At 47.8% G+C, this 14,674-nt stretch carries 14 protein-coding genes; 8 read left to right on the forward strand and 6 right to left on the reverse strand.

The window, feature by feature from the left end:
- Positions 1–2: 2 nt before the first annotated feature.
- The 5 genes from BFC18_RS21010 (at position 3) to BFC18_RS21030 (ending at position 6,559) form a co-directional block, all read left to right on the forward strand.
- On the forward strand, positions 3–821 hold the full coding sequence (locus BFC18_RS21010) for an HAD-IIB family hydrolase (protein WP_070127728.1): 819 nt from the start codon (positions 3–5) through the stop codon (positions 819–821).
- Positions 822–835: 14 nt separating this feature from the next.
- The gene (locus BFC18_RS21015; protein WP_070127729.1) at positions 836–2,059 is read left to right on the forward strand and encodes a glycosyltransferase family protein; all 1,224 of its coding nucleotides are present in this window, start codon (positions 836–838) and stop codon (positions 2,057–2,059) included.
- Between the two features lie 3 nt (positions 2,060–2,062).
- Positions 2,063–3,826, forward strand: coding sequence for a sugar phosphorylase (locus BFC18_RS21020; RefSeq protein WP_070127730.1), 1,764 nt, complete (start codon positions 2,063–2,065; stop codon positions 3,824–3,826).
- 111 nt (positions 3,827–3,937) lie between these two features.
- A complete protein-coding gene (gene moeA, locus BFC18_RS21025) occupies positions 3,938–5,191 on the forward strand; it encodes a molybdopterin molybdotransferase MoeA (RefSeq protein ID WP_070127731.1) in 1,254 nt (417 codons plus the stop codon).
- 6 nt (positions 5,192–5,197) lie between these two features.
- Positions 5,198–6,559 (forward strand): MATE family efflux transporter, encoded by a 1,362-nt coding sequence (locus BFC18_RS21030; RefSeq protein WP_070127732.1) that lies wholly within the window; start codon positions 5,198–5,200, stop codon positions 6,557–6,559.
- Here the strand turns inward: BFC18_RS21030 and BFC18_RS21035 are convergent.
- From BFC18_RS21035 to BFC18_RS21050, 4 genes are all read right to left on the reverse strand, one after another.
- On the reverse strand, positions 6,541–7,206 hold the full coding sequence (locus BFC18_RS21035) for a rhomboid family intramembrane serine protease (RefSeq protein ID WP_070127733.1): 666 nt from the start codon (positions 7,204–7,206) through the stop codon (positions 6,541–6,543). The genes BFC18_RS21030 and BFC18_RS21035 overlap by 19 nt on opposite strands.
- Before the next feature lie 79 nt (positions 7,207–7,285).
- Positions 7,286–7,900, reverse strand: a complete 615-nt coding sequence (locus BFC18_RS21040; protein ID WP_070127734.1) for a nucleotidyltransferase family protein — start codon at positions 7,898–7,900, stop codon at positions 7,286–7,288.
- Entirely contained in the window at positions 7,885–8,871 is a 987-nt protein-coding gene (locus BFC18_RS21045; protein WP_070127735.1) for an XdhC family protein, read from the reverse strand. Before BFC18_RS21045 ends, BFC18_RS21040 begins: the two co-directional genes overlap by 16 nt.
- On the reverse strand, positions 8,868–9,716 hold the full coding sequence (locus tag BFC18_RS21050) for an RDD family protein (RefSeq protein ID WP_070127736.1): 849 nt from the start codon (positions 9,714–9,716) through the stop codon (positions 8,868–8,870). Before BFC18_RS21050 ends, BFC18_RS21045 begins: the two co-directional genes overlap by 4 nt.
- A gap of 208 nt (positions 9,717–9,924) precedes the next feature.
- Here BFC18_RS21050 and cysK point away from each other — a divergent pair, with 208 nt between their 5' ends.
- Both cysK and BFC18_RS21060 read left to right on the forward strand, forming a co-directional pair.
- Positions 9,925–10,890, forward strand: coding sequence for a cysteine synthase A (gene cysK / locus BFC18_RS21055; protein WP_070127737.1), 966 nt, complete (start codon positions 9,925–9,927; stop codon positions 10,888–10,890).
- A 103-nt stretch (positions 10,891–10,993) separates the two neighbouring features.
- Entirely contained in the window at positions 10,994–11,461 is a 468-nt protein-coding gene (locus tag BFC18_RS21060; protein WP_070127738.1) for a nuclear transport factor 2 family protein, read from the forward strand.
- Here BFC18_RS21060 and ggt read toward each other — a convergent pair whose 3' ends face one another.
- Together ggt and BFC18_RS21070 are read right to left on the reverse strand one after the other, a co-directional pair.
- Positions 11,462–13,180: a gamma-glutamyltransferase gene (gene ggt / locus BFC18_RS21065; protein ID WP_070127786.1), complete on the reverse strand. Its 1,719-nt coding sequence runs from the start codon at positions 13,178–13,180 to the stop codon at positions 11,462–11,464.
- Positions 13,181–13,232: 52 nt separating this feature from the next.
- Positions 13,233–13,997, reverse strand: coding sequence for an enoyl-CoA hydratase (locus tag BFC18_RS21070; RefSeq protein ID WP_070127739.1), 765 nt, complete (start codon positions 13,995–13,997; stop codon positions 13,233–13,235).
- A gap of 84 nt (positions 13,998–14,081) precedes the next feature.
- Between BFC18_RS21070 and rrtA the strand changes: the two genes are divergently transcribed.
- Complete coding sequence (gene rrtA, locus BFC18_RS21075) at positions 14,082–14,672, forward strand: rhombosortase (RefSeq protein ID WP_070127740.1); 591 nt, start codon at positions 14,082–14,084, stop codon at positions 14,670–14,672.
- Positions 14,673–14,674 lie beyond the last annotated feature (2 nt).

Consider the following 14,674-nt stretch of genomic DNA (forward strand, 5'->3'; position numbering starts at 1 on the left):
TAATGAGCAACGCTAAAACGCTAATTTTCACTGATATGGACGGCACGCTGCTGGATCACAACACTTACAGTTTTGCCGCCGCCGAACCCACGCTAAAAAAACTGGAAGGCGCAAACATTCCGGTGATCCCAACCACCAGCAAGACATTTGTTGAATTATTGGCGCTACGCCAAACATTGAGTCTGAACGGACCGTTTATCGTCGAAAATGGCGCTGCGGCCTATATTCCTCATGGTTTTTTTAAGAAGAAGCCAGCAGGTACGGTTTGGCAAGATGGGTTTTGGTGCAAATCCTTCACTTCATCAAAAATGTACTGGCTGAAGTTACTTGAAAAAGTGAAACCGGATTTTCAGGATGAGTTCACCCATTTCAGTGAAATGACCATTGAAGATATTTGCGAAGCTACCGGCCTCGACGCCGCCGATGCCACCCGTGCAGCGCAGCGTCAATTTGGTGAACCGGTTTTATGGAAAGGTTCTGATGAACGCAAAGAAGCATTCATCAAATCGGTAACCGAGCGAGGCGCCTACCCTCTCGAAGGCGGACGCTTTATTCACATTTCCGGCGACTGCAATAAAGGTGCAGCTTTGGAATGGTTTGTTGATGAGTACCGTCGACAAAGTAACGAAGACGTATCCAGCATAGCGCTGGGTGACGGCAAAAATGATATTGCGATGCTGGAGGCGGCGAATATAGCGGTAAGAATCGCTTCTCCCAGCCATCCACCACCACCATTACAAAAAGAAGAAAATGTATATACCAGTACCCTACATGGCCCCGAAGGCTGGACTGAAGTATTGACCCAATTACTTTTTAAATAGGACACGGAGAACACATGGCTGATTTTTATCAAAATGGCGTAGTGACCACGTTACACAACTTATCTAGACGCCCCACAGAGGAACTTGAGGCTGAACTTTTACGATTTTCGCAGAAGCGCCCAATGGCTCTTATTTTACCTTCGCTGTATTCTGAGCTTGAAGGTGAGGCACTCCCTAACATCGTTACCGAACTGACCCAAGTTCCTTATCTTTCTGAAATCGTCATTGGTTTGGACCGCGCCGATAAAGAACAATACAAGTCTGCACTGAAGTTCTTTGAAAAGCTTCCACAGCATCACCGTGTTTTATGGAATGATGGCCCCCGTTTAAAAGCCATCGATGAAGAATTATCTGCTCTTAACCTGGCACCTAAAGAGCTCGGCAAAGGCAGAAACGTATGGTATTGCATGGGTTACATTCTGGCATCTAACCGCTCAGAATCTGTTGCGCTGCACGATTGCGACATTGTGACTTATACCCGCGATTTACTTGCGCGCCTGATTTATCCGGTGGCTAACCCACAATTCAACTATGAATTTTGTAAAGGCTACTATGCCCGTGTTGCTAACGGAAAAATCAATGGTCGGGTTTCGCGACTGCTGGTTACCCCATTATTGCGCGCGCTTAAGCGTACACTAGGCGATCACGAATACCTCGAATTCATGGACAGCTTCCGTTATCCGCTGGCAGGTGAATTTTCTTTCCGTCGCGATGTATTGAGCGATATTCGAATTCCAAGCGACTGGGGTCTGGAAGTGGGTGTACTTTCTGAAATGCACAGAAACTATAACCATAACCGTTTGTGTCAGGCAGACATTGCTGATAACTACGATCACAAACACCAGGATCTGTCTTTCAATAACGACCAGGGCGGCCTGTCCAAAATGTCTATCGACATTACCAAGGCACTGTTCCGCAAACTAGCGACACAGGGCTTTACGTTCAGTAACGAAATGTTCCGTTCGATTAAAGCAACATATTACCGTATTGCACTGGATTTCGTTGAAACCTACCACAACGATGCGGTAATGAACGGCCTTACGTTGGATATTCACAACGAAGAAAAAGCCGTTGAATTATTCGCCAGTAACATCATGAAAGCAGGCACTAGCTTCCTGGAAAATCCGATGGAAACACCGTTTATTCCAAGCTGGAACCGTGTCACCAGTGCGGTACCAGATATTCTTGACCGCCTGCTGGAGGCTGTTGAAGCAGACACCGCTGAACTACTAGGGTAACGCATGACGACAAGTTGGGATCAATTACACGAAAAGGTTTGTAATCAATTACAGGCTATTTATGCGGATGTGCATCTGGAAATCCCGGTTGGTGAACTGGCCACGGAACTATTAGCAACCATGCGCCTGAAGGCTGACGAAGATATCGTTCAGCCAACACCATACTGCAATTACTGGGATGAAGAAGACATCATTATGATCACCTATGGCGATAGTGTGATCAGTGAAGGTGAACAGCCATTGTTCACGCTCGATAGATTTCTCCATACCTACTGTAAGAACACAATCAACAAAGTACACATGTTGCCGTTCTTCCCCTATAGCTCAGATGATGGTTTTTCCGTTATCGACTACTCCAGTGTGAATGAATCACTTGGAGATTGGGGTGATATCGAGCGATTGGCTAAACACTACGGACTGATGTTCGATTTAGTGATTAACCATTGCTCAGCTCGCAGTGCCTGGTTTGAGAATTTCCAGAAAGGAGAAGGGATCGGTAGCGATTTCTTCTTCACCGCTGATCCCAGTGATGATTTGTCAATGGTTACCCGGCCCCGGGTTTCTCCTCTATTACGAGAAACCCAAACAGCCACTGGTACGCAATATGTTTGGTGTACCTTCAGTCATGATCAGGTTGATTTTGATTTCCGCAATCCTAAGGTGCTCCTGGCGTTTGTGGAAATCATTCGCCAGTACCTGGATAAAGGCGCGAAATTGTTCCGTTTGGATGCTGTCGCTTTCCTATGGAAAATAATCGGCACCTCATGTATTAATTTGTTTCAAACTCACGAGTGCATTCGTTTGCTTCGTACGCTAATTGAACATGCCGACCCGACCGTCATCATCATTACCGAAACTAACATTCCAAACCGGGAAAACCTCACCTATTTCGGTAATGCTAATGAAGCCCATGCCATCTACAATTTTTCGCTGCCACCTTTGCTGGTAAATACCTTGGTTACCGGAAATTGTGCCTACTTGAAGAACTGGATGATGAGCATGCCGCCGGCGCAAAACGGCACCACTTATTTTAATTTTATTGCGTCTCACGACGGCATTGGTTTGCGTCCTGCTGAAGGCTTACTCGATGACGAAGAAATTTCTACACTGGTTCACACCATGCAGAATTTCGGCGGAAAAGTGTCCTGGCGGGCATCTGATCACGGTCAGCAAAAGCCATACGAGATTAACATCACGTTGTTTGATGCTCTGCAAGGTACCACGGCGGGGCCAGACAAATGGCAGATAGACCGCTTTATCTGTGCGCATGCCATCATGCTTGGTATGGAAGGTATTCCAGGACTTTACATTCATAGTTTGCTGGGTACCAGTAACGATTATGAAAAGGTTGCCAACACTGGGCAAAACCGCTCTATTAATCGTCATCGCTGGAATTTTGAAGAACTCGCTGCCCTGCTCGATTCGCCCTACTCCCAGCATCACAAGGTGCTAACACGCATTTCGCAGTTAATTCGTATTCGTAAAGCACAACCGGCCTTTCACCCGAACGCCACACAGTTTACTTTACAACTCGGTGACACCTTGTTCGGCTTCTGGCGCCAGAGTCTTGATCGCCGGCAGAGTGTGTTCTGTGTAAGTAATGTGACGAACGAAGAACAGTCTATTTTGCTGTCGAGTATAAACTTGATTGGTACCGATAAATGGATGGACCTCATCACCCGTGATGAGCTTGAAGATGTGGGTGGCTTCCTGCAGCTTAAACCCTACCAAACAGTGTGGATTTCAAATATGGAGTTTGAAGACTAACACTGCTATCTACCCCGAAAAACCAGCACCTTCCAGCACATGTTGTTGTGGGTGTTGGTTTTTTTATTTTGTTAAGCAATAATTCCTTTTTTCACCTGCGGTATACACATAATGACTATCTCGACTTCTGCCCCCAATGGTTGGCTTCCCCTGGAAGATGCACTTCATAACGCGCTGTCACACGTTCAACCTGTAGTAGAAGCTGAAGCCGTAATGGTTGGCGATGCATTACACCGGGTGGTAAGTGAAGATGTGGTTGCTTGTGTAAACGTGCCCCCTGCCGACAATTCGGCCATGGACGGATTTGCGCTGTACGCCAGTGATTCGCAGTCTGCACTGCCGTTACAGGTTGTAGATACGCAACTTGCCGGCATGCCGTTAAGAGAAGTGAAACTGGAAAAAGGTCAGGCGGTACGAATCATGACGGGCGCGCTGGTTCCCAATGGCGCTGATTGTGTTGTCATGCAGGAAAATACCACGCGTACTGACACTGATGTGGTCATTAATAAACCCGCCATGCCAGGTGAAAATATCCGCCGCGCCGGTGGCGACATTGCAACAGGCGCCACCGTTATAACAGCAGGCACCCAGCTCACCGCCAGTCACCTCGTTCTACTTGCTTCAATGGGCATTGCTTCTGTTCAGGTTTTCCGCAAACTTCGGGTGGGTATTATTGCCACAGGCGATGAACTAAAAACCGCCGGAGAAACGCTGGCTTCAGGTCAAATTTACGAATCCAACCGCACGGGTACCCGAGCACTGCTTGCCGCCGAACCGGTTGAGATCACAGATTTTGGTATTGTTGCAGATGATAAAACGGCGTTAAGCGAAGTGTTTACCAACGCTGCTCACACTCAGGATTTAGTGGTCAGTAGTGGTGGCGTATCGGTGGGTGATGCTGATTTTGTTAAAGAGCTGGTAGCAAGTCAGGGTGACATTGGGTTCTGGAAAATAGCCATAAAACCCGGAAAGCCCTTTGCGTTCGGCAGATTAGGTAATGCTGTATTCTGTGGCGTACCGGGTAATCCTGTATCTGCATTTGTGACCACCCAACAATTGGTACTGCCTATTATTAAGCGCATGGTGGGAGCGGCGTCAGAACAGGTTATCAAGCCCCTTACGATTAAGGCGACTCTCACGACATCTTTGCGTCGCAGAGCCGGTAGAAAGGAGTTTGTGCGAGCGCACATGCAAAAAAACGCTTATGGCGATTATGACGTGGTTCCGCTGGCCAAGCAAAGTTCAGGTGTAATGACCACGGTCACGCAAGCCAACTGTTACATCATTTTACCCGCAGAATGTTCTGAGATTCCTGAAGGTAATAGTGTTACTATTCAGCCGTTTTCATTGCTAGAGACCCAGTAACCTTCCATGCAAAGCTTCTTTTCCCCGCGTTTTGTTCTTGAGGGCAAACGCCTGATTAAACTCGCCTGGCCATTACTTATTGCGCAAATCACGCAAATGCTGATGGGCGTTATTGATACGATCATGGCAGGTAATTACAGTGCCATAGACATGGCAGCGGTGGCGCTGGGCTTCAGTATCATTATTCCGTTACAGTGTTTCATTCAGGGCCTGGGCCTTGCCATGCCCCCCATATTGTCTCGACTTCACGGTAAAGGAAATACTTCTGATGTAGCTAACGCCGCGCAACAGGCTGGTTATCTGCTATTAGCTTGTAGCCTGGTCATCATGTTGCTGTGGCCCTTTGTTGAGTCACTGGTAGCGCTGTTTCCAATGGACCCGCAACTGTTTGCCATTACAGTAGACTATGTACAGTTTGTGCTTCTCTCCATGCCCGCATTTGCCTTATATCAATGGCTGAGAAATTTCTGTGAGGGTCTGGGTACCACCAAGCCAACCATGATTATTACACTGGTTGGGCTGGCGTGTAATATGGTAGGTAATTACATTTTTATCTATGGTACCGGTCCCATTCCAGCATTTGGTGGCGCGGGTTGTGGCATAGCCACGGCAATCGTTATATACACCATGTTTTTTGCCACTGCGGTATATGTGGCGCTTTCAAGCAGACTCAAAAAATACCATTTGTTCACCCGTACCTATAAGCCTGAATTCACCATGATATGGCGAACCTTTAAGCTTGGTCTGCCGGTGGCAATGACACTGTTGTTTGAAGTCACACTCTTTGCCGCTGTTGCGCTGCTGTTAGCCCCTTTTGGTCCGAGTACCGTTGCCGCCCATCAAATTGCCCTGAATTTCAGCGCGATTATGTTTATGTTTCCTATGAGCCTGGGCATGGCGTTATCAATACGCGTAGGATACCGCGCTGGCCAGAATAATCTGACGCAAGCAAAAATGGTGGTGAAAAGCGGTCTGACTATCGGCCTGTTTGTCGCTGTACTCACTGCCAGTTTTACTGTTTTGGCTAAAAGTACCATTATCGCGCTCTATACACAGGATCAAGCCGTATTCGACCTCGCCAATTCGTTGCTGGTGTACGCCGCGCTATTTCAATTTTCCGACGCCATTCAGGTACTCTCAGCTAATGCGCTACGTGGGTATAAAGATACCACTGCCATGTCAATAATTACCTTTACAGCTTATTGGCTTGTTGGCATGCCCACCGGAATTATACTCGGCCGCACAGACTGGCTAACTGACGAACCCATGTCAGCTGCTGGATTCTGGATTGGTATTATTGTTGGTCTCAGCGCAGCAGCTGTATTACTTGGCGCTCGCGTTCGTTATATTCAGCGCCGACTTTCGTGATCAACGGGCGCCTTCCACTGATCGCCAATCACCGGGTCGTCATCTTCCAGCACTTCCCATGTGTAGACTTTTCGCACCGGTTTTGGGTCCTGCTTTCCAAATAATATTGCCGCGATTGCACCGCCTAATGCGCCAAAGAAATGTGCCTCGTAAGATATCTGCGGATCTCTGGGGAAGATAGACATCATCATGCCGCCATACAGGAAAAAAGCGATCATCATGAGTCCCACAGAGCGTTTATCTCTGCGCAATATGGCAACGACAAACAAGTAGAAAAACAATCCATGGGCAACACCACTGGCTCCCAGATGCATGGATGGACGACCGAATAGCCAAACGCCAATACCAGAGCCTAGCCAGGCAAACAGTAAGACTTTCATCCGGGTTTTTGGATAACCGTATATAAGCGCAGTTCCAAGAACTAAGAGTGGCAGTGTGTTATGGAAAAGGTGCTCGTATGAACTATGCACTAGTGGTGCAGTAACAATACCATGCAGTCCCGCCATCGATAGTGGCGTGATACCGAGTTCTCTTAAAGGTAAATGAAAAAGCACGCCAGCCGATTGGATTACCCAAAGCAAGGCAACGAATACTGTGCTTAATTTGATGGCCTGAATTAGCGCATCACGATTTAGTTTTCTGTTCATCCAGAAAATATAAGGGCACACAGCAATAAAACAATCGAACGCGCTACTTTGAAAATTAAACGAACAGATTGCGTGAAGACTAACGCCCTAATGCCTGCCAGTCAGCGGGCTCATCGATATCCATTGCGGCTTCTTTGAAAGGTACTGCAATACAGTGAGGCGCGGCGGCATTGAGTAATTTTGCAGCGCCCTTTTGCCCTGTCAAACCTGCAAGTGCATCTTCATCGCTAAGCGGGAATATGGCGGGTGACATACGCACGCCTTCAGCTTCACTGGCTATACGCGCGTTTGGAAATATACAAGCCTTGTCCACCAGCTCTCGCAAACCTTCTGTGGTGACAAGCGGTGTATCTGCTAACCCAACCATGAAGTGAGTAGGATAAAGCGAAGCGGGAGTTGAATCAGCCAGCGTCATTGCGGCTCTTATACCTGTACTGATGCTTCCGCCCATACCTGATTGCCAATCTTCATTTTTTGCGATTCGTATAGCATGACCTGTGGACAGTGCTTGACGAAGTTCATTGTCAAAACGCCCGGAAACAATGGTAATTGGTAAGGCAGATAGTGGCTGATACTGCGAAATAACGTAGTGCAAAAGGCTGTCACCGCTTGGATGCTCACTCAGCAACTTGTTACTGCCGTATCGACGCGCTTCCCCTGCTGCCAAAATAATAATCGCTAGTCTGACTGACATGGCCGCCCTTTGAGTGATGAACCAGACTTACCGTGCAACACAGCATGGGCTTGTGCCAGCATCGATAACGCGATTGATTCCGGAAGTTCTCCGCCGATGGCAATGCCCGCTGGCGCGTGTAACGTTAGCGGGAGTGACGATTCATTAAGATCGGCTTCAGATAACACGCGCTCTGCACGATGAGAAGGCCCTAAAAGTGCAAGGTACTTCAATGACGCCGGGGTATCATTTGCCAAAGCGGTGAGCGTATCACCGTCCATGCGTACCTGGTGGTGCATCACAATAAGCGCATCGAGTTGGTGAAACCATTCTGCCTGAGCAATGTCGCCGGCAGGTAAGTCGGTTGTACTGGTAGCCGTTTTGAAGTCGCCGGCACGGGCATAACGGGCCCTGCTGTCGTTCACAATAACGCGCCAGCCAAGGCGAGCCGCCATGTCACACAGGGGCATTGCGTCGACACCACCACCCGCAATACCAAGCGTTGGCGGAGGTAAAAGCTCACAACAGAAATCTTCCGGATTGCTCGGCTTTTCAGTGCTGACCAATCCCGCGGGCAGACCCGCTCTGGCTGGCTGCGAATACCAGATAGATTGTTGTTGCTGCAAGCTATCAAGCACGCTCTGTAAACCTATATAGTCATTGTCTGCATTTACCGGCTGGAGCAATAAGGTCACTTCGCCACCACAGCCAATGCCCAGACGCCAGGCGATATCGCCTTCTTCCTGCATATCATAAGTGACGATGCGGCTTTCACCGGTTTCCCAGCAACGCCTGGCCTGGTGCAATAAATCGCTTTCCAGACAACCGCCGGAAACCACACCTAATTGCGCGCCTTCCTGGCTAAAAAGCATCATCGCACCTGCCTTGCGGTAAGACGACCCTTCAGTGTTTATTATGGTGGCAAGTAACCAGTTACCTGCATCGCGCTGTCCGGCCCACGCCGACAACACATGGTAAATGTGGTGATTCATATACCTTCGCCTGATGTGCCTGATGTTCCGGCCTCGCTCGCTTTAGGAAGTACCTTAACCGAATGCCTGACCACCAGTGTTTCTGCTATTTTATCTTGAATAGATTGTCTGTTTGCATCCCAGAAAATCTGCAGGAAGCCAAGCATGCCTGTAGCAACACCTGCTCCATATCCGCCATATCGGCCGAAACTTTCCCATAATGTAGGAGGTCTGCCGTCGAGCCTGAGTACCCGTATACGGGTGATCCACTTTCCGGGAGTGCAGCCTTGCATGTATGCGGTAAACGCACTGTAGTAGAGTGCAGCCCAGCCAAGACCAAGCCCCAACTCACCTAAGAATGCTTGTCCATCATGGAGAAATTCGCTTAAGGATTCAAAGAAGTTTGCCTCGGATCCTGACTCATCTGCCTTTTCTAGCGGCTCTTCGCTGTCATCCAGAGTTGTATCGCTAATATGGCTGGCCTGGATCACTTTATAGTCGGAGGTGTCAGGCGGCCCGTCAAAGAGGGTAAAAACCATAAAACCCAAAAAGCAAGCTGCGCCTAGCCGCAAGAACTTACCTCTAGATGTGCTGCCCTTACCTTTAATCACGTTACTCCCTGCTCGCATAAACGTGAGCGCAGCCAATACACCCAGCACCACTGCATTGGCGTGAGAGATAAAGTACAACAGTACCAAATCGATACACTGCGCTGTGGCCCTTCGTGAAGGCGTAGCCAAAGGTTTACCGAGCAGCTCGGGCGATACCTGAAAGGCATACGGGGTAACGATCGTATTGTCTTCTTTTTCAGTACTAGACTGTGGTGAGGGTTCGTGAAGTGTGTTGTTTTCTTGTTTGTCTGCCATGTCGCAATCCTTGCCAATCGCATTTTTTAGTATTTATTCAAGTTTCAGCGCAAATAAAAATAACTTATATCGAAAAAGCACTTTTCATTTTGCAGAATGACACCAATTATATAACTGTACACAAAAACCTGTACGGGAAAGATGCTGAATCTACGATGATTCCCGTAAAAATTGTCTGCAGGTATTTTTAAACACTTAAGGAATAATAATGCAAGTATTTGACGACGCCTCTTTATCTATCGGCAACACGCCTCTGGTTAAACTTAATCGTGTTACTGGTGGTAACGTTTATGCCAAAATCGAATCGCGTAACCCGAGTTTCAGTGTTAAGTGCCGTATCGGCGCCAACATGATTTGGGATGCAGAATCACGTGGTGTACTCGGTCCAGGAAAAGAGATTGTTGAGCCTACCAGTGGTAACACCGGTATCGCACTTGCGTTTGTTGCCGCTTCACGTGGCTATAAACTGACATTAACCATGCCTAGCAGCATGAGTCTGGAACGCCGCAAACTGCTTAAAGCACTGGGTGCAAACCTGGTACTCACAGAAGCACCTAAAGGGATGAAAGGCGCAGTGGCAGCCGCTCAGGAAATCGTTGCATCAGATCCTGAGAAATATGTATTACTGCAACAGTTCGACAACCCAGCCAACCCGGCAATTCATGAGAAAACTACAGGTCCTGAAATCTGGAACGCCACCGATGGTAAAGTCGATGCGTTTGTTGCTGGTGTAGGTACCGGCGGTACTATTACAGGTGTTAGCCGTTACCTTAAAAACACCCAAGGTAAAGCCATTACCTCTATCGCGGTAGAACCTAAAGACTCTCCTGTCATTACACAGGCGAAAAATGGTGAAGAACTCACACCTGGGCCACACAAAATCCAAGGTATTGGTGCGGGCTTTATTCCAGGAAACCTGGACTTAGACTTAATTGATGAAGTTGAGCAAGTTTCCAACGAAGAATGTATGGAAATGACTCACCGCCTGATGAAAGAAGAAGGTATTTTGGCGGGTATTTCTTCGGGTGCGGCCGTGGTTGCAGCGAAGCGTTTTGCTGAAAAGCCAGAAAACAAAGACAAAATTGTGGTTGTTCTGTTAGCGAGCGGTACCGAACGTTACCTGAGTAGCCCATTGTTCGCAGGTGAATTCAGCGATCAAGAAGAAGTTCAGTAAGCATCTGTAAAATAAATAGAAAAGCGAGGTTCACACCTCGCTTTTTTTTTGTCATTATTTTCTGCTATTTTTACTTATAGCATTTATAGATACCGGAATTATCATGACAATCACACATTTCACCCTCAGTCGATTTACGATTATCAGTTTGCTGGTAATTGTGCTGTGCGCCTGTGGTGAAAAGAAAGAAGGGCTTGGTCGTTATGGCATGATGGATGAGAATACGCCTGATTATGCCGCCCTCACCTTTATGCAAAGTATTTACGAAGGTAAAAACATTTCAAAAGCCATAGAACTGAGTTCAGATAGCATGGCTAGAATGCTCAAGCGCTATCGCACTAATCGTAACGTACAACGTTACATTGTAAATTTGCGTTATGACACCGTTACCATAACCCCCCAAGGCGGCAATGGCGTAGGCCGTAGTGAGTTTTCAGAAAGCGCCAAGGTGACGTTATTTTTTAGCGGCATGTACGGCGATGATAAAGTGGAAGATTTACGCACAGTGAATATGATCCGAGAAGATGGCCAATGGAAGGTTGATCGTATCGCCCCGGATCATTTTATGTAATTACTGGCCGACGGCTACCCCTTCACGGCGCGGGTCGGCGCCACCAATAAGTTTTCCATCTTTCACCTGAATACCGTGCAGGCCGGAGTTGAGATCCATGATTTTCACATCGTGGCCTAACGCTTCAAGCGCCGGTTTCAGGCTTTCAGCCTGAGTGCCTGCTTCAAGGGCAGTATAATCATTGCGGTTAGTCATGCGCGGCAGATTAATTGCCTGTTGTATATCTAACCCAAAGTCCAATACGCCAAACAACGTCTGCGCCACGTAGTCAATAATACGGCTACCGCCGGGCGAACCCACAACCAGTTCCAGTTGATTCTTATCGTCGAACACCATGGTGGGGCTCATCGCACTGCGAGGCCGCTTACCAGGCTCTACCCGGTTAACAACCGGCCAGCCGTTGATATCTGGATTAAACGAAAAGTCGGTGAGCTGATTGTTTAGCAAGAATCCCTCGACCATCAAACCAGAACCAAACATAAATTCAATGCTGGTGGTAATGGAAATAGCATTGCCGTCTTTGTCAACAATGGAGAAATGGCTGGTATTGGGCTGCTCGCGGTTCATACCCAAATGCACATTTGCATTGGTATAAGGCTTACCGGCTTTCGCTTTCCGCCAAGATTTGTCAGCGCCAATGCTGTCTGCTCGTCGCTTCAAATACGGTGCATTAATAAGGGAAGCGAATGGAATATCATTAAAATCGCTGTCTGCAATATACATTTCGCGGTCAGCAAAGCTGAGTGCACTGGCTTGAGCAAACAAATTGGCAAACGCTGCACTGTCTGGGGTTAATGAAGCAATATCCTGCCCTTCGAGCAACTTCATGATTTGGTAAACATTCACGCCACCAGAACTGGGAGGCGCCATACCGCATACTTTATGATCGCGGTATTCACCACACACTGGCTTTTTCTCCAATGGCTTGTAACTGGCAATATCTTCCGGTGTGATTTGACCGGGATTAATAGACGCACTGTTTACCGTTTTAGCAATCTTTTCAGCCACAGGCCCTTCATAAAAGTAGTCGGCCCCGTCGTTGGCAATGCGTGTCAGCGTATCAGCCAGCGCTTTGTTTTTCTTAATCATGCCTTCCTTGAGAGGCTTGCCTGCCGGATAAAAATACGTCGCACTAGAAGGAAAGGTCTTTAGTCCCGGATGTTTTTCAAGGGCAACCAGGTGTGCTAAACGCGCAGAAACCCGAAATCCATTGGCGCTGGTATTAATGGCATCGTCGAATAACTCTTTCCATTCTAGTGTGCCAAATTTTTTCTGCGCCATTTCCAAAGCGCGAAGGGCGCCCGGTACCCCCACTGATTTACCGCCAACCACAGCCTCAATCCAGCTCATTGGCTTTTTGCCTTCATAAAACCAGTATGGAGACACGGCGGCAGGCGCAGTCTCGCGTCCATCGAACGTATGCAGCGTTTTGGTTTTATTATCCCAATACAGAATAAAGGCACCGCCGCCAATGCCCGAAGACTGTGGCTCCACCAGGGTTAACATGGCTTGAACGGCTACCGCAGCGTCGATGGCCGAACCACCTTTTTCAATAATATTTTTACCAGCCCAGGATGCATAAGGGTTTGCAGCAACAACCATATAATCTTCAGCAATATGGGCCTTTTTCTGCTCATAACCAGTAGCAGCCTCAGGCTCATTACGCTCTACCGCATAAGAAGTCGCGGTAAGTGAAACGGATAAACAAACGACTTTAATTGTCGTTGCAAGGATTCCCTGACTAAACTTCAATGTTCGATTTCCTCTGGGTTTATTTGAACTTGTCCCGGTTCACAGGACGCTTATTGATGAATGCATCGAAGGCTTCTTTGGCCGCTTCAGACCCAAGTGCTTCGAGAAAAATATCTAATTCAGTGCTGATCTGCTGTTGTATGGCATCTTGCTCGTTGTTCATAAGTAGCTTGGTTTGCTTCAATGCAAACGACGGCTTCTGCGCCAACTTCTTACACACGTTACTGACGTGCTCATCAAGTTGGTTTGCAGGCACAATGCCCGTCACCACACCATAATCACAGGCTTCCTGCGCCCCAAACGTTTCTCCAAGCATCAACCATTCACTGGCTTTACGCTTGCCCGCGATGCGCGGCAGAATGTAACTTGATGCATATTCAGGAACCAGTCCGAGGTTAATAAAAGGCAGGCAGAAAACACTTTCTGGCGCACTGTATACCAGGTCGCAATGTAACAATAAGGTAGTACCAATGCCAACAGCAACGCCATGAACTTGCGCTACAATGGGATTAGAGCATGCGCAAAGGGCGTTCATGAAAGCCACCACCTCAGCAACATTATCGCCTTCATTACGATGAGCAAAATCCGCTATATCGTTACCAGCCGTAAAACCGTCTCCCTCACCTTTCAGTAAAATCACTTTTACTTCGGGATCTTCCTCTGCAGCGATAAGTGCATCAGCGAGTTGCTGATACATTTCCCTTGTCAGAGCATTCTTTTTATCTGCACGATTAAAAATCAGTGTCAGTACGTGGTTTTCAAAATGACAAAGAATGGATTGCATTGGGTACACTCCCTTAAAAATTCAGGCAATTTGTAGTGAGTTTTCTGTATCATAGCGACTTAATGACAAAAACTACAAAACTCCATGACAGATAAATCCAAACAATTCGTTACTGCCTATGGTGGTCCTGTTCTTCTTGCGTTGATTGCACTGCTCGCACAGGCATTCGAACCCCTCTCAGGACAATGGCTTGCTTACGATCGCTACGCTGTCGAGGGTATGGAAACCTGGCGTCTCCTCACCGCGAACATCGTCCACACTAACTTTTATCATACGGTGCTGAATCTCACTGGTTTACTCCTGCTCAGCCTGCTTCATAGTCAGCACTACCGTATTATTCGCTTTTGGAAAGTGTTCTTGTGGTGCGCTGTACTCACCAGCGTGGGCATTTACTTTTTCTCCCCTGGCTTAATTTGGTATGCGGGTTTGTCCGGCGCCCTACATGGCATGTTTATCTGGGGCGCCTGTATGGACATTCGCGCCGGCATGAAGTCGGGCTTTCTGTTGTTGGCAGGTGTGCTTTTAAAGGTATGCTATGAACAAGTTTATGGGAGTTCTGACGAACTGGCGTCGCTGATAGATGCCACAGTGGCAGTCGATGCGCATCTGTACGGGGCGATAGCGGGGATCATCATTTTTGTGCTAATGATCATCCCCGCCCGCCGTTCGCGTTAATG

Origin of the sequence: Alteromonas confluentis (assembly GCF_001757105.1) — a bacterium.
GTDB classification, from domain to species: domain Bacteria; phylum Pseudomonadota; class Gammaproteobacteria; order Enterobacterales; family Alteromonadaceae; genus Alteromonas; species Alteromonas confluentis.

Bases quoted from the DNA above. Each gene is read 5' to 3' on its own strand.
- cysK (WP_070127737.1), top strand. From the start codon at position 9,925: ATGCAAGTATTTGACGACGCCTCTTTATCTATCGGCAACACGCCTCTG.
- BFC18_RS21045 (WP_070127735.1), bottom strand. From the start codon at position 8,871: ATGAATCACCACATTTACCATGTGTTGTCGGCGTGGGCCGGACAGCGC.
- BFC18_RS21030 (WP_070127732.1), top strand. From the start codon at position 5,198: ATGCAAAGCTTCTTTTCCCCGCGTTTTGTTCTTGAGGGCAAACGCCTG.
- BFC18_RS21010 (WP_070127728.1), top strand. From the start codon at position 3: ATGAGCAACGCTAAAACGCTAATTTTCACTGATATGGACGGCACGCTG.
- BFC18_RS21070 (WP_070127739.1), bottom strand. From the start codon at position 13,997: ATGCAATCCATTCTTTGTCATTTTGAAAACCACGTACTGACACTGATT.
- BFC18_RS21035 (WP_070127733.1), bottom strand. From the start codon at position 7,206: ATGAACAGAAAACTAAATCGTGATGCGCTAATTCAGGCCATCAAATTA.
- BFC18_RS21050 (WP_070127736.1), bottom strand. From the start codon at position 9,716: ATGGCAGACAAACAAGAAAACAACACACTTCACGAACCCTCACCACAG.
- BFC18_RS21015 (WP_070127729.1), top strand. From the start codon at position 836: ATGGCTGATTTTTATCAAAATGGCGTAGTGACCACGTTACACAACTTA.
- BFC18_RS21020 (WP_070127730.1), top strand. From the start codon at position 2,063: ATGACGACAAGTTGGGATCAATTACACGAAAAGGTTTGTAATCAATTA.
- BFC18_RS21040 (WP_070127734.1), bottom strand. From the start codon at position 7,900: ATGTCAGTCAGACTAGCGATTATTATTTTGGCAGCAGGGGAAGCGCGT.
- rrtA (WP_070127740.1), top strand. From the start codon at position 14,082: ATGACAGATAAATCCAAACAATTCGTTACTGCCTATGGTGGTCCTGTT.
- moeA (WP_070127731.1), top strand. From the start codon at position 3,938: ATGACTATCTCGACTTCTGCCCCCAATGGTTGGCTTCCCCTGGAAGAT.
- BFC18_RS21060 (WP_070127738.1), top strand. From the start codon at position 10,994: ATGACAATCACACATTTCACCCTCAGTCGATTTACGATTATCAGTTTG.